Below are 19,035 nucleotides of genomic sequence, written 5' to 3'. Positions count from 1 at the left end.
CTGGCAGGCGGAACCGGAGCCGGCGGCGGCGGCCGGCTCCGCCGCCTTCGGCGGCGCCTGCAGCTCGCGCACCGCCGCCATGAACTGCGATTCCTTCACGTCCTCGCCGTCGCGCCGCGCGTAGCTGAGCAGCGTGAGCTCGCGCTTGGCGCGCGTCATGCCGACGTAGAACAGGCGGACCGCCTCCTCCATCAGGTCGGACGTTTCGCCTTCCGCCTTCTTCGCGTCTTCCTTGGACGGAAGGATGCCTTCGATGAGGTCGACGATGAACACGCGCTCGAACTCCAGGCCCTTCGCGCTGTGCAGCGTGGAGAAGGTGACGGCGTCGGCCTGCCGGTTCTTCTTCGACGCCTTCATCGCCGCCTCGAGATGCTTCAGCCGGGCCGCGAAATCCTCCAGCGCCGCCAGCCCGTCGGCGATGTCCTCGAGCGTGTTCAGGATGCCGATCAGCCCTTCCTTGCGGAAGCCGAGCCGCTCGCACATCCGGTCGATCGCCCGCTCGTAGCCGAGCTTGAACCGAATCAGGCGGATCGCCGCGCGCGGCTCCATCCCCCGCATCGCCTGGAACGCTTCCTTGCACTCCTGCAGCTGCTTCGGCTGATAGGGCTGCAGAGGCACGTGCGCCAGCAGATTGTCGAAGACGGATTCGCCGTTGCCGATCGCCTGCAGCGCGGCCATTTGCGCCTTCGTGACGTAGCCGGCCATCTTCGTATGGATTTTCTCGAGCAGATCGGGACGCTTGTCCGTGTACGCCATGCGCATGAAGCCGAGCACGTCCTCCACCACCCAGTGCGAGAAGAAGCGGTTGTCGCCGTCCTTGATGTAGAACGGAATGCCGCGGCGGTCGAATTCGTTCATGAGCATGATCGACGAGGCATTGTTGCGGTACAGCACCGCCGTCTCGCGCAGCGGCTCCGCCCCTTCGGCCGCCGCGGCCACGTATTTCGCCTGGCCCTTGTAATCGTCGAGCTGCTTCAGGTACACGGGCCGGCTGCCGGGATTGCGGGTGAACATGTTTTTGTCGTAGCGCTTCTCGTTGCGCTTGATGAACCGGTTCGCGACGTCCACGATGTTGCGCGAGGACCGGTAATTCTGCTCCATCTTCAGCACGGCCGCATCCGGGAAGACGCGGCGGAAGTCCAGCAGATACTGCGGCTCCGCGGCCCGCCACGTATAGATGCTCTGGTCGTCGTCCGCCACGACGCACAGGCAGCCGTGCCGCCGCGCCAGCTTCTCGATGATGGCGTGCTGCACGAGCGACGTATCCTGGCTTTCGTCGGTCAGGACGTAGTCGTACCGGTTCTGGTACTTCCACAGCAGCTCGCCGCTCTTCTCCAGCGCCTCGTTCGCGAGGACGAGCATGTCGTCGTAATCGACCAGCAGCTTGCCCTCGAACGAGCGCTTGAACGCTTCGTATTCGCGCATGACCCGCGCCGCCTCGGGCACGTCGCACGGCACGTCCGCCCACTGATCTTCCGGCAGGAGCTTGTTCTTCGCGAAGCTGATGACCGTCGTCAGCTCCTCCATCTGCTCCTCGGTCAGGTTCTCGCCCTTCGCTTTGCGGTAGAGGTCCCGGAGAATCAGCTTCTTATGCAGCGGCAGCTCCTCGTCCGCCTCCGGATCGACGTCGCCTTCGATAATCTGGAACGACATACGCGCGCGGCGCAGATGGTCCCGCATCACCTCGAACGCGAAGCTGTGGATCGTGGAGAACTGCACGCCGCCCTCCGGATGGTCCGGGAAAAAGCGCGCGTACCGCTCCTTCATGTCCTGCGCCGACGCCCGGCTGAACGTCACCGCCTTGATCCGGGACGGATGCACCCGCTTCTCCTCGATCAGGTAGCCGATGCGCATAATGATCGTCGTCGTCTTGCCGGAGCCCGGCGAAGCGAGCAGCAGCAGCGCGCCCTCCGTGTGCAGCACCGCTTTGCGCTGCACCTCGTTCAACCGTACGCCAAGCTCCGCCTGCTTGCGCGCGAAAAAATCCATGCCTGCGGCCGTCATGCGCCTCATCCTTCCGTTCGGACGCGAAACATCCCTCTTCCGAAGCCGAAAGAGGGATGCCGTATTCCGTCGTTTGCTTACGTCCAGTATCGCAAGAACCCGCCTGCCGGCGCAAGGGTTAATTTTTGCCCGGGGCCGCCCGGCCGGCGCCGCGGATCTTGGCGATAGCCCACAGGATAAGCGGTATGCCGAACATGTGGTACGGCAGAATGTACGGAATCGCGATCCGCTGCGGAAAAATCACGGAGCTCTCCACGAAATCGCGCGGCACGAGCGAGATCGCCAAGACGGCGGGGGCCGTGAACCAGAGCATCCGCCGCCAGCGCCGCACGCCGAACCACTGCGCCGTCCCGTGCGCGCACACGAAAAGATACAGCGATACCTTGATGAACACGCTGACGATCCAGATCGCGATGACGAGCGAGTCGAGGTTTTGCACGAAATCGAAATACGAGGTATTGCGGATGAGATTGAAATACGGGTAGGTGATGCCCGCCCCCTGCGCCTGTCCCAGCACCGCGATCACGAGAAAGGTGCTGACGCAGGTGAGAAACGACGAGACGGCGACGCCGAGCAGGACGAAACGCGAGCCGCGCTCCGGCCGCTCCACGAACTTGTAGAGCATGCACATGATGACGCAATCGCCGAGAAACGTCATGGTCGGCAGCGAGCCTTGGACGATCTTGAGCATGCCCGTGTCCGCGAAGACCGGCAGCAAATTGTTGATCTTCATATCGCTGATCGACAGCAGCAGCGGAAGAAAGATGCCGAGCAGGATGAACGGCCCGAACAACTCCGCGCAGCGCGCCAGCACCTCGATGCCGGCCACCGTCACGTAGACGGCCGCCAGCAGCAGGCCGAGCAGCGGCACGAGCATGGGCGTGCGGGGCAGAATCGTCGACAAGATGAATTCCGTGTACTGCCGGAGAATCATGGCGAGGACGACGTACCAGAACAGCATGTAGAATCCGATAAGCGCGTTGCCCGCCCATTTTCCGACGATCTTCACGACGTATTCGACGAAGGTCATGCCGGGAAAGAGCAAGCTGAGTCTGGCATGCACGAACACCATGAACAAGCCGACCGCGCCCGCGAGAAGCTCCGACAGCCAGGCGTCCTGTCTCGCGGCCGCGATGGCCGGGTTGATGGTCAGCAGGACGTTCATGCCCGATTGCATGACGGCGATGACGCAGAACAGCTGCTTGCCTCCGATCCGTTCCCCCGTCTTCATGTGCCGGCCTGCCCGCGATTAATGAGCGTCGTGCCGAGGCGTCCGAACAAATAATCGACGAACTGGCTCGGTCCCGGCAGATGAGGGAAGAGGTAGAGCAGCACGCCGATCGTCCAGCCGATGGCGGTCAGCACCCAGTACGCGACCTTCTCCCGCCGGGGCGCCTTCCGCGTCCACCGCCACTGCGCGACCGCCAAAACGAAGCTCACCGTCAGGAGGCTCGGGATGGCATACCACATCATTCCGCGTCCTCTCCTTCCTTCTCTCCGTCGTCCCGCTCTTCCCCGTCCTTCGTCGAAGGCTTCTGCTCTTCCGCGTGCCTCGTCGTCGACTGCACGTTGGTCAAGCCGGGGCGCAGCAGTTGGGATGTCGGCTCGACCTTTACGTCCACCTCCGGGAAAATCTCGTCCCAGCGATCCTTGTTGCGGTGCCATTCCTTGGGGTAGGCGCGATGGAACTCCCCGGCAAAATCGAAGACGTCCGCCTTCAGCCCCTTCTGCACCTTCCGAAGCGCTTGCTCGACGCGGTCGATCATATCCGCGTCCATGGCCTCCTCCACGAGCTCGATGTCCCCTTCGCTGGTCAGCAAATTCGCGGACGAGGCGTTCTGCAGCGCTTCCGTCTCGGATTTGATGCGGACGGTCATGCTCCATTTGTTGCCCTGAATATGCGGAACCAGCTTCGTCTTGCTCCGAAGCAGCTTCGCGGACACCGTGCCCCCGGATTTCTCGGGATTGACCGTGACGACGCCCATCCTGACTTCGTTGCGCAGCCAGAGGATGCCTCTCGTGGTCGCCGCGTCCACGACGCCGATCAGCTTGTCGCCTTTGAAGATCGCCGTGCCGTTCGTATAATTCGCCGTGGTATCGGGATTCCGCTTGGAATGCGGCGGATTCATCCGGAGCCAGGGAAGCGCGGCAGCGCCGGAATCGCTCGTCAGCATCTGCGCGAGATCCGTCATGGTCACGCTCATGGATAATTTGCTCTTGGCGATTTCCCGGAGCGCCTCGGAGGAGTCGCGCTCCAGTACCGCTTGCATTTCGAGCGCTTTCTTTGCCTTCCCTTCGCACACGTAAATGTATGCGCGTTCGCGGGGCTGCGGCGCCCGCATCAAATAATCGACGTCGTCCCCGATGCCGTACCGGGCCTGTTCTTCCCCGAAAATGATCACCTCGGCGTGCCCCCAGAACAGCTTGCGCGGCAGCCGCTCCTGCATATGCGACAGCGCGTCGGCGATATTCTCGCCCACCGCGGAGTGCACGAAGGTGTTGGAATTGCCGCCGCCTTTCATTTCCATGCTCCCGCCCCCTCCGCCGCTGCCGGTTCCTCCGCCGCCTCCCGACGCGCGGGGAATGAAGATTTGTACGGACAGCTGAATCAACTTGCTGTTGTACCGGTCGATAGCCGCCCCCGTGATCAGCCCCAGATCGTTGATTTCCGTCCGGTCCCAGCAGCCGGTCAGCGGCAGGGCGCCGGCAAGGACCGCCAGCAGCAGGACGACCCGGCCCGCTCGGCGCGCGCTCATGAAGCTCTCGCTCCTCTCGCGGCGGCGATGCCCAGCATGGTCATCGGAATGAAAATCTGGAAGATCGACGAGAAGAACGGCACGCTGTTGCCGAGCAGCTCCGTCAGCTCCTCCAGATTCGGCGCGCACCACAGGCTGAGCAGCGTCATCAGCAGGCCGATCGGCGCGATCAGCGCGCGGTAATCGCTCAGCCGGAACAGCTGGGCGGTGCCGAGGGCGGCGGCGTAATACACGACCGTGATTTTAATGAAGATCGCGACCAGCCACGCCGCCATCAACAGCGACTCGACATGCTCGATGAAATCGGACAGCGAGATGTAGCGGACGGCGATCAGGAACGGGTAGTTGTACCCCTTGTTGATATCGCCGAAAATATACAGCACCGCCAGATTGATGCACGTCATCGTGACCAGCACGGACAATACGCTGATCATGCACCATTTGAATGCCGAGACGCGCGTCTTCGTCAGATACGGCAGGAAAATCGCGATGATGAAAAACTGCGAGTACCAGGAGGACGGCACGATGGCCGATCGCAGCAGCGGCAGCGGCCCGAATTCCATCATCGGGAACATCTCCTTCGTGTGCATGTCCGGCACCATGATGATCAGCATCAGGACGATGACGACGAGCGCGGCCGGAATGAGCAGCTGCGACGCTCTCGCCCACACTTCGATGCCCTGGTGAAGCGCGTAGGCGCAGACGAACATCAAGCAGATGATCACGAACACCGTCGGCGTCTCCAGCAGGAACGTCGCGGCGATGAATTCGCCGTACTCGCGGATGACGATCCCGTTCGTGTAGACGAACGAGAAAAGGTAGGACATCCCGATCAACCGTCCGAGGTACGGTCCCAGGATGGATTCGCTGTATTGAATGAACGTCTGGCTCGGATAGCGTTCGTGCAGCTTGTAGACGACGTACACGACCAAAAAGCCGATCACGGAGGAAACGATCGGCGCGGCCCACATGTCGCGGCCCGCCGTCTGCATAGTAATGGCAGGGACGGAGAGCGAAGCCGTGGCCAGAATGGTCGGATGCAGGAAAATGGCAAGCTGCAGCGGCGATATGCGCCCTTTTTCGATCATGTAGTCTCAGTCCCTTGCGAGGCGTTACCTTGCGATTCGCCGCCCTGAGGCGCGTTGCCCTGCTGCGGCGCGTTCCCCTGCGGCGCGAGTCCCTGCTGCGGCCCGCCGCCTTGCGGGGCTTGGCCTTGGGCTGCATTGCCTTGCTGCGGCGCGTTGCCTTGCGACGCGTTCCCCTGCGGCGCGAGTCCCTGCTGCGGGCCTTCGCCTTGCGGCGCGTTCCCCTGCGGCGCGAATCCCTGCTGCGGCGCGTTGCCTTGCGGCGCGTTGCCTTGCGACGCGTTCCCCTGCGGCGCGAGTCCCTGCTGCGGGCCTTCGCCTTGCGGCGCGTTCCCCTGCGGCGCGAATCCCTGCTGCGGCGCGTTGCCTTGCGGCGCGTTCCCCTGCGGCGCGAGTCCCTGCTGCGGGCCTTCGCCTTGCGGCGCATTGCCTTGCGGCGCGCTGCCCTGCGGCGCGTTGCCTTGCGGCGCGTTGCCTTGCGGCGAGCTTCCTTGCGGCTCGCTGCCTTGCGAGGTGCCGCCCGTTCGGTCCTGCGGCGGCTTCGGCTTCAACCCCTGCACTTGGCGGACCGGGTTCGGCGCGTTGCCCGTCAGGCTCGGACGCCTGCGCTGCATCCAGATCGGCGGACGCATCAGCACGTCTTTCATCTCGAAGCCCTTCATCGGCGCGAGCGGCTGCAGGTACGGCACGCCGAACGATCGCAGCGAACAGAGATGGACGACGATGAAAATAATGCCCAGCATCAGGCCGAGCAGACCGAGCACGCCGGAGAGAATCATGATCGGAAAGCGCAGCATCCGGATGGCGATGCCCGCGCTGTACTGCGGCATCATGAAGGACGCGATTCCCGTGATGGCGACGACCATGACCATCGGCGCGGACACGAGGCCCGCCGACGTGGCCGCCTGGCCGATGACGAGCGCGCCGACGATGCTGACCGCGGCGCCGACCTGTTTCGGCAGGCGGACGCCCGCTTCGCGCAGCGCCTCGAAGGATACTTCCATCAGCAGCGCCTCCACGAGCGCCGGGAACGGGATGTCCTCCCGCGATTTGGCGATGCTGAGCAGCAGCGAGGTCGGCACCATTTCCTGGTGATACGTCAGGATGGCGACGTAGAGGGACGGCAAAACCAGCGTAATGACGAAAAACAGATAACGAAGCCAGCGAATGAGCGAGCCGACGTAGAAGCGTTGGTAGTAGTCCTCCGGCGACTGCAGCATGGAGAACAGCGTCGTGGGCGCGATCAGCACGAACGGCGTGCCGTCGACGAGGATGGCGATTCTCCCTTCCAGCAGCGCCGCGGAGACGACGTCGGGCCGTTCCGTGACCTGCATTTGGGGAAACGGCGAAAAAGGGCTGTCCTCGATCAGTCCCTCCACGTACCCGCTTTCGAGGATCCCGTCGATGTCGATGCCGGAGATCCGCTGATTCGCCTCCAGCACGAGCGATTCGCTGGCCGTGCCTTCGATATAGGTCAGATTCACTTCCGTATCGGTCTGTCGGCCGAGCCGGTAAGGCACCATTTTGAGCGCCGGCGTCTTGATTTTGCGGCGCAGCATGGCCCGGTTGACGCTGAGCGTCTCCGTGAACCCTTCGCGCGGGCCGCGCACGACCGCTTCGGCGGTCGGCTCCTCGATGGCGCGCTTCTCCCACTTCGCCAGTCCCATGGCGAAGCAGACCGACAGCCCGTCGATGAACAGCAGGATGCAGCCGTTGCCGACGTGCCAGCAGGCGTCCTCGACGGCGTCCACCGTAAGCAGGTTCGAGATCGAAAGCGTCGATTCCAGCTTCTCCCTCGCGTTCAGGTCGCCCATCGACACCGTCTCGCGCTGAAGCGCCCGGATGATGTGCTGATCGAGCACCTCGACGTTGACCAGGCCGTCGATGAACAGCACGAAGGCGTCCGTCCCGTTTCCGATTCTCAGGTCGCGGAAGATGACGTCGTTGCATTTGGTATAGATGCCGCTCAAGGTTTTCTTGTTGTCGGCCAGCATGGGCGAGATCGGCTGCAGGGATGCTTTGGCGTTCATAGGCAGTCTCCTTGTCGGTATTACCTACTAATTTTTCCATCTTTGCCCACCGTTAAACGCCGCCGCGGCAAACCGCGCCGCGACGCCGAAAAGCCGCCCCGCGCCGGGAACGGAAAGTTCCGGCGCGGGGCGGCTTTGGACGATTCGGGTCATAAGGGCAGGCGCGGCCCGATCGGCGCGCGAGCGGGCACGGACGCGCGGCCCCCGCCCGTCACGGCAGCCGGTATACCGCGAACGGCTCGCCGCCGCGGAACGGCTCGCTGACCGCGTCCAGCTCCGCCTGCAGCTCCGGCGTCAAGCCGATGGACAACGCGGCCAGGTTGTCCGTCAGCTGCTCGGCCTTCGTAGCGCCCACGATGACCGTGGAGACGGCGGGACGCGCCATGAGCCAGGCCAGCGAGAGCGCGCCGGGACGAACGCCGTGCGCGTCCGCGATTCCCTTGACAGCCTGGCCGAGCGACAGCTCGCGGTCCCGCATGAAGCGGGTGAAGCCCCGGTCCGTGTCGGCGCGGGAGCCCTGGGGCGCCGCGGCCGACGCGTCGCCCGCGTACTTGCCGCTCAGAATGCCGCCGGCGAGCGGGAAGTACGGAATGATCCCGACGCCCTGGTCGAGGCAGGCCGGCACGAGCTCGCGCTCCGGCGTCCGGTCGGCGAGCGAATAGCTCGTCTGCACGGACGCGTACCGGTTCAGCCCTTTCAGCTCGCTGAGTCCGAGCGCCTTCGTCAGCTCCCACGCGGCGTAGTTGGACGCGCCGACGTAGCGGACCTTGCCCGCGCGCACGAAATCGTCCAGCGCGCGCAGCGTCTCCTCGAGCGGCGTGTACGGGTCGAACGTATGAATTTGGTACAGGTCGACGTAATCGGTCTGCAGCCGCGCCAGGCTCTCTTCCAGCTCCCGCCGGAGATGCTGCCGCGAGGAGCCGCCGCCGTTCGGGCCGTCGCGGCGCGGCAGGCCGGCCTTCGTGGCGAGCACGGCCCGATCGCGTTTGCCTTTGAGCGCGTGCCCGATGATCGTCTCCGACGCCGTGCCCGCGTAGATGTTGGCCGTGTCGATGAAGTTGACGCCCGCGTCGAGGGCGCGGTCGATGATCGCGGCCGACGCTTCGCGGTCGCAGCGCTTGCCGAACGCGTTCGTGCCGAGCCCGAGCGCCGAGACCTCGAGCCCGCTTCCTCCGAGTCTTCCGTACTGCATGTCCATCGCTCCCATCTCTTAGTCGCAGGTAGGCGGATGCCTCCCGTTCTGGAATCAGTATCCCGCCGGGAGGGAAGGCTGTCAAATCGAGGGAAGCCGATGCGGCCGACGCGCCGTCTTTCGCGCGCGCATCGGCCGGGCGGACGGCCCGGACCGAATTTTCGATCAATTTCTAATGGGCATCGGGCGCGATTTTTGATACAATGGTTGAAAATTTGGTGAAGGAGATCGTTATGGATTACATCAGCACTCGAGGCAACATCGCCCCCGTCGGCTTCGTCGACGCCGTTCTCATGGGACTCGCGGACGACGGCGGCCTGCTCGTACCGAAGCATATCCCGCAACTTTCCGAAGCCGAGCTCGATGCCTGGCGGGGACTGTCCTATCCGGAGCTGGCGCTGGAGCTGTTCTCGCGCTTCGTCGACGGCGAAATTCCGCGCGGCGACCTGAAGCGGCTCGTCGACGACAGCTACGGCACGTTCCGCGACGAAGCCGTAACGCCCGTCCGCCGCATTCACGACCGCCTGCACGTGCTCGAGCTGTTCCACGGGCCGACCTTCGCGTTCAAGGACATCGCCCTGCAGTTTCTCGGCAACCTGTACGGCTACATCTCCAAGAAGAACGGGTCCACCATCCATATCCTCGGCGCGACGTCCGGCGACACCGGCGCATCGGCGATCGAAGGCGTCCGCGGCAAGGAAGGCATCCGCATCTGCATCCTGCATCCGCACGGCAAGGTCAGCCGGGTGCAGGAGCTGCAAATGACGACGGTCGACGACGCCAACGTGCTGAACCTGGCCGTCGACGGCAACTTCGACGACTGCCAGCGCATCATCAAGGAGCTGTTCGCGGACGTGGCGTTCAAGCAGCGCTATCACCTGCGCGCGATCAACTCCATCAACATCGCGCGGATTCTGGCGCAAACGGTGTATTACTTCTACGCCTATTTCCGCTTGGCGGAACAAGGCGTGCGGGAGAACGTCAACTTCAGCGTGCCGACGGGCAACTTCGGCGACATCTTCGCCGGCTACCTCGCGAAGCGCATGGGACTGCCGATCGGCAAGCTCATGCTCGCGACGAACGAGAACAACATCCTCGAGCGCTTCGTGACCGAGGGCGTCTACCAGCCGGGCGAATTCCGCGGCACGCACAGCCCGTCGATGGACATCCAGGTCGCGAGCAATTTCGAGCGCTACTTGTACTACCTGAACGGCGAGAACCCGGGCACCGTGTCGGCGCTGATGGACGCGTTCAAGCGCGACGGACGCATCGCCGTCGAGGGCGACGCGCTGCGCCGGGTACAGGCCGATTTCGCGGCGTACGGCGTCGGCAACGACGAGTGCCTGCGCGAGATCAAGGTCTGCTACGACGAGTACGGCTACCTGCTCGACCCGCATACGGCATGCGGCGTCGCGGCGGCGAACCGGCTGACCGCGGACGGCGAAGTCACCGTCGCCCTGTCGACGGCGCATCCCGCGAAGTTCGACGAAGCGATCCGGCTCGTCGACATCGCGCAGACGGCCCCGGCGCAAATCGCGGCGCTGAGCGACAAGCCGCAGTTCCAAACCCGCGTGGCGGGCACGAACGAGGCGGTCGCGGAGCAGCTTGAGCGCTTCTTCTAAACGAGCCCTTCACCGACAACACGAACAGCTCCCGGCGAATCCGTCGCCGGGAGCTGTTTTTCGTTTTCGTTTTCGTTTTCTTTTTCGTTTACTACCTGCCGACGGGACGGCGGCCGATGGCCGGATGCGGGATGCGGGATGCGGGATGCGGGACGGGAAACGGCTAGTTCTTCAAAATCGCGTCGCCGAATTGCGCCGGGTCCTTGCCGTTCGCGATGCCGCCCATGCAGGACAGCCAGCCTTTGCGGCCCGAGCCGTTGCTGTCTTTGACGACGAACGCCAACCCGACGTCCTTCGAGCCGGCATACCCGGCCGGACGAACGTCGTCCCAATCGAACGCCGGCGTGCAGGTCGTCGTCTTGGCCGCCTCGGGCCGTGCCTGCACCGTTAACGCTGCTGCTTCAGCTTCCCCCGGTATTCGTTCGGCGTCTTGCCGGTATGTTTCTTGAACACCTCGGTGAAATAAGCGGGATCGGAATAGCCGACCAATTCCACGATCTCGTACACCTTGTAGCCGTTGTCGAGCATCAATTCCTTCGCCTTCTCCATGCGGATCGTCGTCAGCACCTTCAGGAACCGCTCGCCCGCGTGCCTGAACAGCGCCGACAGATGGCCCGTCGAGATGAAGACGTGGTCCGCCACCTCCTTCAACGTCAGGTTCCGGCCGTAATTCGCCTTCATGTACCGTTTGGCCTCCACCAGGATGATGCTGTCCCGGGAACCGGGCTCCGCCGCGTCCGCTTCCGGCGCGTCGTCTTCCTCGGGCGGCCGGTCCAGCTGCCCGCGCAGGCCGGTCTCCTCCCGCGGCACGGCGCCGGTCTTGACCGCGCCTTCCTCGGCGTTGCCCGCGAGCGCCGACCTGGCGGCCAGCATCGACTGCCAAATGGCGTACGGGCTGCCGACCGTGACCCCGATCCCGAGCGAGAAGGTGGATTTGAACAAGCCGACGTAACGGTGCAGCTGCCCCGCGATGTCCGTGAGCAGCTGCCGGCCGCCGTCCTTGGCGAGCAGGAACACCTCGAGCGACGACTTGTCGACGAGATGGTAGCCATGCTGCCGCGCGTCCCATAGATCGGACAATATATTGTCCAGCGAAAACGCGATCAGCTTCCGCTCCTTCTCGGACGTCCGCTGCCGGCGCACGGCGATCCGGTCCAGCACCAGCACGGCGGCGGTGTAGCGTCCGGCTTCGAGCAGCACCTCGCCCTCCGCGCCGCCCTGCTCGAGCGCCTCGCACGAGAGCGGCCCTTCGAACAGCCGGGCGAGAAAATCGTCCCGCAGCACCTTCGTCAGCTGCCGTGCCTTGCGCGTCAGCACTTCCAGCCGTTCCTCGTGCTGCCGCTGCTCGTCGAGCCGTTCCTTCAGGCGCCCGATCGTCTTCGGCAGCTCCGCGAACGGCACCGGCTTCAGGAGATAGTCGACCGCGCCGTACTGCGTTGCCTTCTGGGCATACGCGAAATCGCCGTGGCCCGACAGAACGATGAGCTTGATGAACGGATAGCGCCGGTTCAGCGCGTCCATGAGCGCGATGCCGTCCATGAACGGCATCCGAATGTCCGTCATGACGATGTCGACCGGGCTCGTCGAGATGAATTGCAGCGCCTCCAGCCCGTGGGCGCAGCAGCCGGCGACCTCGATGCCGTAACGCTCCCAGTCCCAGGCCGACAAGCCGTCGCGAATGACTTTCTCGTCGTCAACAATCAACAGCCGGTACATGCAGATCGCCTCCCGCTTGGATGGTAACCGCTTACCGCCATACGGATGCCAATCGGCGGCGTCGTCGACGCCGCCGGCTGCGCCCGGCATGGAGCAAGCTATGGAACGGTCACGCCTTGTCCGTTTGGCCGGCGTAACGGACGCCCGTGCCCCACGCTTGGTTCGGGCGCTCGCCCATGCGCAGCGTCAGCGCAGCGCCCGCGGCGATGTCCGCGTGGCGGATGCGGGGCTCCTCGAGCGGCCGGCCGTCGATGTCCGCGGACTGGATGTACTTATTGCGGGCCGATACGCCTTCCGCCCGGATCGTAAACGTCCCGCCGCCGGGCAGGGCCAGCTCCGTCTTCTCGAAGAGCGGGCTGCCGATCTCGTAGCTCGCCTTGCCCGGACAGATCGGGTACAGCCCCATCGCGCTGAACACGTACCACGACGACATCGCGCCGTTATCCTCGTCGCCGCAGATGCCCGTCGGCGTCGCCTGGTACCACAGCTTCATGATGTCCCGCAGGCGGCGCTGCGTCTTCCATGGCGAAGGCGTGTAGTTGTACAGGTAGGGAATATGGAACGCCGGCTCGTTGCCCTGGCAGTACTGGCCGATCAGGCCGGTCGCGTCGGGGAACTGCCCGAGGAACCGGTACTTGGAGCCGTCGTACTGCTCCTCGAACAGCGCGTCGAGCCGCGCCTCGAATCGCTCCGGACCGCCCATCAGCGCGATCAGGCCTTCGATGTCGTGCTGGACGTGGAAGCTGTAGATCCAGGCGTTGCATTCCGAGAAATAATCCCGGCCGCCGAGCCCGCCCCCGTACTTCGGATCGAACGGCTCGACCCACTCGCCGTCGGCCGATTTCGGCGACATGAAGCCGGTCGCTTCGTTGTACACGTTGCGGTAGTTCTGTCCGCGTTTCGCGAACGCGGCGTAGTCCTCTTCTTGACCGAGCGATTGCGCCATCTGCGCGACGCACCAGTCGTCGTAGGCGTGCTCCAGCGTCACGGCGACGGACTGCCGCCGCTCGAAGCCGTGCACCTCGGGCACCCGCTCGGTCTCGCCGTGGCGCAGCGCGGGGTAGAAGCCTTGCTCCAGATAGACGCGGTCCAGCTCCGTCAGCGGGCCGTGCACCCAGGGCAGCATCGTGATTTCCGTCGCGTTGACCTTCATCGCCTCGAACGCTTTGGCCGCGTCGAAGTTCCGGTAGCCTTTGTTGTAGACGTCATAGATGAGCGCCGCCGTATGATTGCCCGTCATGACCGGCAGGTCCCCCTGCACGAACGGAAACTGCGGCAGCCAGCCGCTTTGCTCGTACATGCGCACGTAGGACTGGATCATGTCCTGCTTGCGTTCGGGATCGAGCAGCAGCTGAAGCGGGTGCAGGCAGCGATACGTGTCCCAGATGTTGTCCGCCACGTAGAAGTCGCGGCCCTCGCCGTCGTGGATCCGGCCGTCGTAGGCGCTGTAGTAGCGGCCGTCCTCCGTGATGCTGCTCATGTTCAGCAGCGAACGGTAAAGCGACGTGTAGAAAATCGTCTTCTGCTCCTCGGTGCCGCCGGTCACCCCGAGCCGGCCGAGCGCGCGCTGCCACGTCTCCCGGGCGGTCAGCCGCGTCTCCTCGAAGGAGCAGCCCGCCAGCTCGCGCCGCAGGTTGCGTTCCGCCTGCTCCCCGTCGATGTGCGAGATGCCGGCGCGAACCTCGAGCACGCCGGCGCCGGCCGCCGCGCGCAGCGCGCAGCCCGCCTGGCGCTCCGACGCCCACGTCCGAACGAGCTCTACCGGCTGCGAGAATTCGAGCTGCGTGAAGTGGGGCACGCCGGCGACCGTGCCGCCGAAGCGCACCGCGCGGTCCGACAGCCGCTGGAAGCTGCCGCCCGCGGGATAGCCGAGGATCAGCCCCGCCTCCGGCGGGCTCGCGTAGCGGAACCGGTAATGCGCGGATTGATGGGAAACCGTCATTTCCGCCTCGATGTCTTCGTCCTCCAGCAGCACCTTATAGGCATACGGGGCCGCGGTTTCCAGGTCATGGTCGTACCGCGACGAGCGGCCGGACGGCTCCGCTGCCGCGAGGTCGCGCACGGGCAGCAGATAGCCGCAGCCGGCAGGGAAGCCGAATATCCGGTCCGCCAAATATTTATCGGCGATGCCCGGGGTCGTAATCGGCGCCAGCTTCATCATGCCGTGCGGCAGCGAAACGACGGGCGCGGTCGACGTCAGCAGGTGGCCGATCGTGCCGATCATGGGGTTGACGTAATCTACAGCTAACATGAATTCGCCTCCATTCGGATGTCCCCTTCATTGTAACAAGGCGATTTTCGCGGCAGAATACGGCAAAGCTCCAAAAAACCGAGGTATTCCTATGCTTTTCCCGCGGTCGGGCGAGGGGTTGGAGGCAGGCTCGAGGCGCGAAGGAACGCCCGAGGCCTGCCTGAGGGAGCGCCGGGGACGGCCTTGGGGACGGCGGGATGACGGCGGATGGCTGCGGCAAGACAGACGGAGGAAGACGGCCGGAAGACGCAAAATGACTGCAGAAAGACTGGACGACGGCGAGATACGAGATGGTTGCGTGATGTTGCGGGAAAATGGCCGGATAACGGCGCTAAGACGGCGCTAAGACGGTGAAAATACGAGATTTGGTCTTGCTGCGGCGCGGGCGAGTCCCGTCACGGCAGGACGGCCCGGATCACCGCGCGGCCGAGCGCCTCGTCGAAACGTCCCCAGTCGGGATCGACGTTGCCGTACGGATGGTTGACCATGTTGCCCTTCAGCGCGGTAAGAAAATACTCGCCGAATTCGTGCAAACGCTCGAAATAAAGGAAGCCGCCGACGAACGCGCAGCCGAATTCCTCGGCCATCCGGCGGTAAAGCGCATGCGACGCTTCCACGGCGCGCATGGATCCGCAGAAGAGCGGATTCATGCCGTTGTTCGTGACGATCAGGCACGGAATCCCGTCGCGGCGCAGCCGGGTCAAAATATCCCGGATCGCCGGCTCCGCCCGGCCGGTTCCGGCGCCGGAATCGTTCAGCATGTACTCCAGCACGACGAGATCGGGAGCCGTGCCGCGCACGTCCTGCTCGTAGCGCCGCGCGCCGCGGATCGAGCTTTCGCCGCCGACGGCGACGTTCGAGGAATAGAGCGGCGCTCCGGGCCGCGCGTCCCGCAGGGCCCGCATGAGCCGGTACGGCCAATGGCCGGAACGCGTCGTGCTCTCGCCGAAGAACGCGACGCGCGCGGGCCGCCCTTCCGCCAGCTTGCGGCGGAAGGGGTCGAGCGCTTCCCGGTTGAGCACGGGAATCGCCTCTTCGACGCTTGGCGCCGCGGACGGCGCCGCCAGGTTCAGCACCGAATGCGGCCGGGCCGCGATTCGGAAGCGCGTGCCGACTAAGGCTGCGTCGAGAGGAAGGTCATTAAAGCCGATCGACAGCCCCCAATCGACCGCATGGCCGTAAGCGCTCGGAATCGCGAGCGGCACGGACGCGCCCCGATCGACCGTTATCGGCGCCGACCAGCGAAGCGTCGCTTCCGTCAACGGGACGTCGAGCCCGTAGTCGATTCCTTCCGCCGCCACGGAGATGCCGAGCGTGCCGTCTTCCGGCGTTAGCGATACCACTTCGACCCAATACGCGCGCGGCGTCGCGTCCAGATACCGCCCGGTCACCGCGGGCAGCGCGCCGGCCGGATCTCCCTCCGCCTGCGACACCTCGACCGCCCCGTCATGGAGCGAAGCTTCGCCCCAGCCGGTGAATACGTGCGCCAGGACGATACCGTCCTCCACGGCGGGCGGATCCGGCAGCAGCAGCTCGCGGGATTCCGGCGCCTCTTCTTCTCCCTCGGCGACCTCGAGCCCGCCGTCCGCACGCAGCACGATCGCGTCGTAGCGGCACAGCCAGACGTCGTAGTCGAGCAGGAGCGGCTCGTTCGGGCGAATCCGGCCCTCGGGATGCCGCTTGACCGTTCCCCAATAATAGTCGTAGACGTAATCCGCGTCGGGCTCGTACCGGACGCTCCGCGTCTCGTCGAAGACGCCCAGCGTGCCCGGCACCATGCGCTGATACGGCATGCCGCCGCTGCCGCGGATGTCCTCGCCGTTCCAGAAGCAGGGCGATTGCCGCCCTTCGCCCGTAATGATATACCGCTGGCTGCGGTAGGCCCGCCGGCCGCCGGGACGAATCGCGAGCGTCCGCTCTTCGTCGAAGCGGACGATCCTTCCGTCCGCCAGGCGCACGTCGCCGGGAAGCACCCGCACCTGCCACGGCGATCGCGGATCGCAAGCGACCCGGCCGGCCTCCCCGTTTTCGAATGTTTCCGTCGTCATCCCGTTTCCCCCTGTCGGTTCGATGCCTACCTACTTCTTGGCCTGCGAAGCCGTTCCTGCCGGTTGTACCCCCGCGTCCGCAAAAAAGACCCGAGGCCGTCGCGGCCTCGGGTCGGTGCTGTCGTCTCGTTTGCATCCGGTCCTCGCTGATGGAATCGTTCGCTCCGAGGCACACTAGCTTCAGCACGCCTCGGCCGCGTTTCCGTTACGCCCGCGCGTCGTCGTGGTCGGTCGACGTTACGACGTCCTGCCATTCCCGGATATCCGTCTCGAGCGACGCGGTTTTCTCGCGGTACCGGGCCAGCGTGTCGTTCCCGAGCAGCAGGTGGACGGGCGGCTTCTCGGCGTTCGCCAGACGGACGAAGGCTTGGCCGAGCTTGGCCGGGTCGCCCGGCTGCTGATGGTTCGCCTGCGTGGCGAAGCTGCGCATCTCGCCGACCGTGGCGCCGTAATCGTCGATGACGCGCTCGGAGCGGCTCAGGGACGAGGCGTCGAGGAAGTCCGTCCGGAAGAAGCCCGGCGCGACGACCGTCGCATGGATGCCGAGCGGCGCCAATTCGAGCGCCATTGCTTCCGTCAAGCCTTCCACCGCGAATTTGGCCGCGCCGTAGACGCCCCAGCCGATATAGCCGCCGAGCCCGCCGACGGACGAGATGTTGATGACATGGCCCGAACGGCGTTCGCGCATATAGGGCAGCACGGCCCGAATGACGTTCAGGACGCCGAAGACGTTGATTTCGAAATTCCGCCGCACTTCGTTCGCCGTCGCTTCCTCCACGGCGCTCAGCAAGCCGGAGCCGGCGTTATTGACGAGCACGTCGATGCGGCCGAAATGCGCCACGGCCTCGCCTGCCGCTTTGCGCGCCTGATCTTCGTCGGTGATGTCGAGCTGGGTGACGAACAGGTTGTCCGGATGATTCAGCCGGGCGGCGAGCTTCTCCGGCTGGCTGCGCACCGTCGCGACGACCTTGTCGCCCGACGCAAGCACCGTTTTCGCGATCTCGAACCCGAAGCCCCGCGCCGCGCCCGTAATGAACCATACCTTTTGACCGTTTGTATGCATGAATTCGTCTCTCCTCCGTAGGTTGGGTTATCGGCCTGCAGGATAAGCGCGAGCTCCGCGTCATTTTATGGTTTGCGGAAACGCGCTCGGGCATTCGCTTTCGGCTGTGATGCCGCCGCCCTGCCTTGCCGATGACTTAACAATACCGGAGTTGCGCCCCCGCCCGCTTCGCTGTGCGGCCCTGCCGGCTTGTGAATTCGGCTCGCCGGATGGGATCGGGAGAGAACGACGCCGTCAGGCTTGCAGTTGGCGCGACCGCTGCTTGAACGCGGACGGGGAGATGCCGTGCCTTTCCTTGAACGCCTTGGAGAAATGCGCCGCGTTCTCGAAGCCCGTCGTGAAGCAGACGTCCGTCACCGACATCGGGGAATGAAGCAGCAGCTCCCTCGCCTTGTCCAAGCGACGGCCGCGAATCCACTGCAGCGGCGACGTGTTGTACATATCGCTGAACTCGCGCTTGAACGTCGAGAGCCCCATGCCGGACAAATACGCCAGGTCGCTCAGCGTCACCGGGTTGAACAGATTTTCCTCGACGACCTCCGCGATGTTCCGTTTCCCTTTTTGCTTCAGCTGCGCCAACTGGAAGAGGAACCGCTCGTCGGACGCCGCCACGTCGAACAGCAGCTCGAGCAGCTTGATTTTGACGAGGCCGTTGTCGACGCGTTCCGGTTCCCGGAAGAGCGGCTTGAGCGACGCGGCGTAACCGATCAGCCGGTCGGACGCGGCCTTGACCGAGACGGGCACCGCTTCGGCGGGGCGGGATTTCAGGTCGGCCAGCTTCACGAATTCGTGGATGAGCTCGTCGTGGAGGAAGAACATCATGTAATCGAGCAAATAGTCGGCGCCCGGCTCGCCATGCTTCTCGTATTCGACGACGATGGCCTTCTGCAGCAGCACCATTTCGTTCTCCCGCACGACGTAGGATTGACTGCCGTGGCGGACGGTGTAGTTGCCCTTCAGCACGAAGAGCAGCAGATGATGCTCCAAGAACAGCTCGCCCGTCAGCCCTTCCGTGTACGTGCACGATTCGATGACGGTCAGTCCGTTCAGCTTCAGCTGGCTGCGGCTGATCGGCGCCGCCGCGAGCTCCCTCGGCGCCTTGACGACTTTGGCGGTTCTCATGGACATGGGCGTACCTCCCTGGGCTGGCAAATTCGAACGTTTTGCTTTGGATTATTATAGCGTTCGTGCCTGATCGGACTCAACTCGAACAACCGCTTTGAAATTTCCCCGCTCCCCGTCATGAACCCCGCCGCCCCTCCATACGA

The 19,035-nt window shown here is 64.6% G+C and carries 14 protein-coding genes; 1 reads left to right on the top strand and 13 read right to left on the bottom strand.

Annotated features, from left to right (window positions below; translation table 11 throughout):
• From I8J29_RS22515 to I8J29_RS22485, 7 genes are all read right to left on the bottom strand, one after another.
• A partial coding sequence (locus I8J29_RS22515; RefSeq protein ID WP_208849717.1) for an ATP-dependent helicase occupies positions 1 to 2,004 on the bottom strand: 2,004 nt, incomplete at its 3' end.
• 118 nt (positions 2,005 to 2,122) lie between these two features.
• The gene (locus I8J29_RS22510; RefSeq protein ID WP_208849716.1) at positions 2,123 to 3,235 is read right to left on the bottom strand and encodes a GerAB/ArcD/ProY family transporter; all 1,113 of its coding nucleotides are present in this window, start codon (positions 3,233 to 3,235) and stop codon (positions 2,123 to 2,125) included.
• Positions 3,232 to 3,477, bottom strand: coding sequence for a hypothetical protein (locus I8J29_RS22505; protein ID WP_208849715.1), 246 nt, complete (start codon positions 3,475 to 3,477; stop codon positions 3,232 to 3,234). Before I8J29_RS22505 ends, I8J29_RS22510 begins: the two co-directional genes overlap by 4 nt.
• Complete coding sequence (locus tag I8J29_RS22500; RefSeq protein ID WP_208849714.1) at positions 3,474 to 4,760, bottom strand: Ger(x)C family spore germination protein; 1,287 nt, start codon at positions 4,758 to 4,760, stop codon at positions 3,474 to 3,476. The genes I8J29_RS22505 and I8J29_RS22500 overlap by 4 nt, the downstream gene beginning before the upstream one ends.
• Positions 4,757 to 5,848 carry a GerAB/ArcD/ProY family transporter gene (locus tag I8J29_RS22495; protein WP_208849713.1) on the bottom strand — a complete coding sequence of 364 codons (1,092 nt, stop codon included), beginning with the start codon at positions 5,846 to 5,848 and terminating at the stop codon, positions 4,757 to 4,759. The genes I8J29_RS22500 and I8J29_RS22495 overlap by 4 nt, the downstream gene beginning before the upstream one ends.
• On the bottom strand, positions 5,845 to 7,875 hold the full coding sequence (locus I8J29_RS22490) for a spore germination protein (RefSeq protein WP_208849712.1): 2,031 nt from the start codon (positions 7,873 to 7,875) through the stop codon (positions 5,845 to 5,847). Before I8J29_RS22490 ends, I8J29_RS22495 begins: the two co-directional genes overlap by 4 nt.
• Before the next feature lie 211 nt (positions 7,876 to 8,086).
• Entirely contained in the window at positions 8,087 to 9,067 is a 981-nt protein-coding gene (locus I8J29_RS22485) for an aldo/keto reductase (RefSeq protein WP_208849711.1), read from the bottom strand.
• A gap of 233 nt (positions 9,068 to 9,300) precedes the next feature.
• Here I8J29_RS22485 and thrC point away from each other — a divergent pair, with 233 nt between their 5' ends.
• Positions 9,301 to 10,689 (top strand): threonine synthase, encoded by a 1,389-nt coding sequence (thrC, locus tag I8J29_RS22480; protein ID WP_208849710.1) that lies wholly within the window; start codon positions 9,301 to 9,303, stop codon positions 10,687 to 10,689.
• 163 nt (positions 10,690 to 10,852) lie between these two features.
• On the opposite strand, the gene I8J29_RS22475 is transcribed toward thrC, so the two are convergent.
• The 6 genes from I8J29_RS22475 to I8J29_RS22450 all read right to left on the bottom strand — a co-directional run bounded on the left by I8J29_RS22475 (position 10,853) and on the right by I8J29_RS22450 (position 18,895).
• On the bottom strand, positions 10,853 to 11,074 hold the full coding sequence (locus I8J29_RS22475; RefSeq protein WP_208849709.1) for a DOMON domain-containing protein: 222 nt from the start codon (positions 11,072 to 11,074) through the stop codon (positions 10,853 to 10,855).
• Between the two features lie 2 nt (positions 11,075 to 11,076).
• Positions 11,077 to 12,405 (bottom strand): response regulator transcription factor, encoded by a 1,329-nt coding sequence (locus I8J29_RS22470; protein WP_208849708.1) that lies wholly within the window; start codon positions 12,403 to 12,405, stop codon positions 11,077 to 11,079.
• Between the two features lie 109 nt (positions 12,406 to 12,514).
• On the bottom strand, positions 12,515 to 14,656 hold the full coding sequence (locus tag I8J29_RS22465; RefSeq protein WP_208849707.1) for a GH92 family glycosyl hydrolase: 2,142 nt from the start codon (positions 14,654 to 14,656) through the stop codon (positions 12,515 to 12,517).
• A 395-nt stretch (positions 14,657 to 15,051) separates the two neighbouring features.
• The gene (locus I8J29_RS22460) at positions 15,052 to 16,704 is read right to left on the bottom strand and encodes an SGNH/GDSL hydrolase family protein (RefSeq protein ID WP_208849706.1); all 1,653 of its coding nucleotides are present in this window, start codon (positions 16,702 to 16,704) and stop codon (positions 15,052 to 15,054) included.
• Positions 16,705 to 16,909: 205 nt separating this feature from the next.
• Positions 16,910 to 17,767, bottom strand: a complete 858-nt coding sequence (locus tag I8J29_RS22455; RefSeq protein ID WP_208849705.1) for an oxidoreductase — start codon at positions 17,765 to 17,767, stop codon at positions 16,910 to 16,912.
• 234 nt (positions 17,768 to 18,001) lie between these two features.
• Positions 18,002 to 18,895, bottom strand: coding sequence for a helix-turn-helix domain-containing protein (locus I8J29_RS22450; protein ID WP_208849704.1), 894 nt, complete (start codon positions 18,893 to 18,895; stop codon positions 18,002 to 18,004).
• Between the last annotated feature and the right edge of the window lie 140 nt (positions 18,896 to 19,035).

Source organism: Paenibacillus artemisiicola (genome assembly GCF_017652985.1).
Lineage (GTDB): Bacteria > Bacillota > Bacilli > Paenibacillales > Paenibacillaceae > Paenibacillus_Z > Paenibacillus_Z artemisiicola.
Note: the sequence above shows the minus strand (reverse complement) of the source record. Positions and strands in the feature narration are given on the sequence as shown.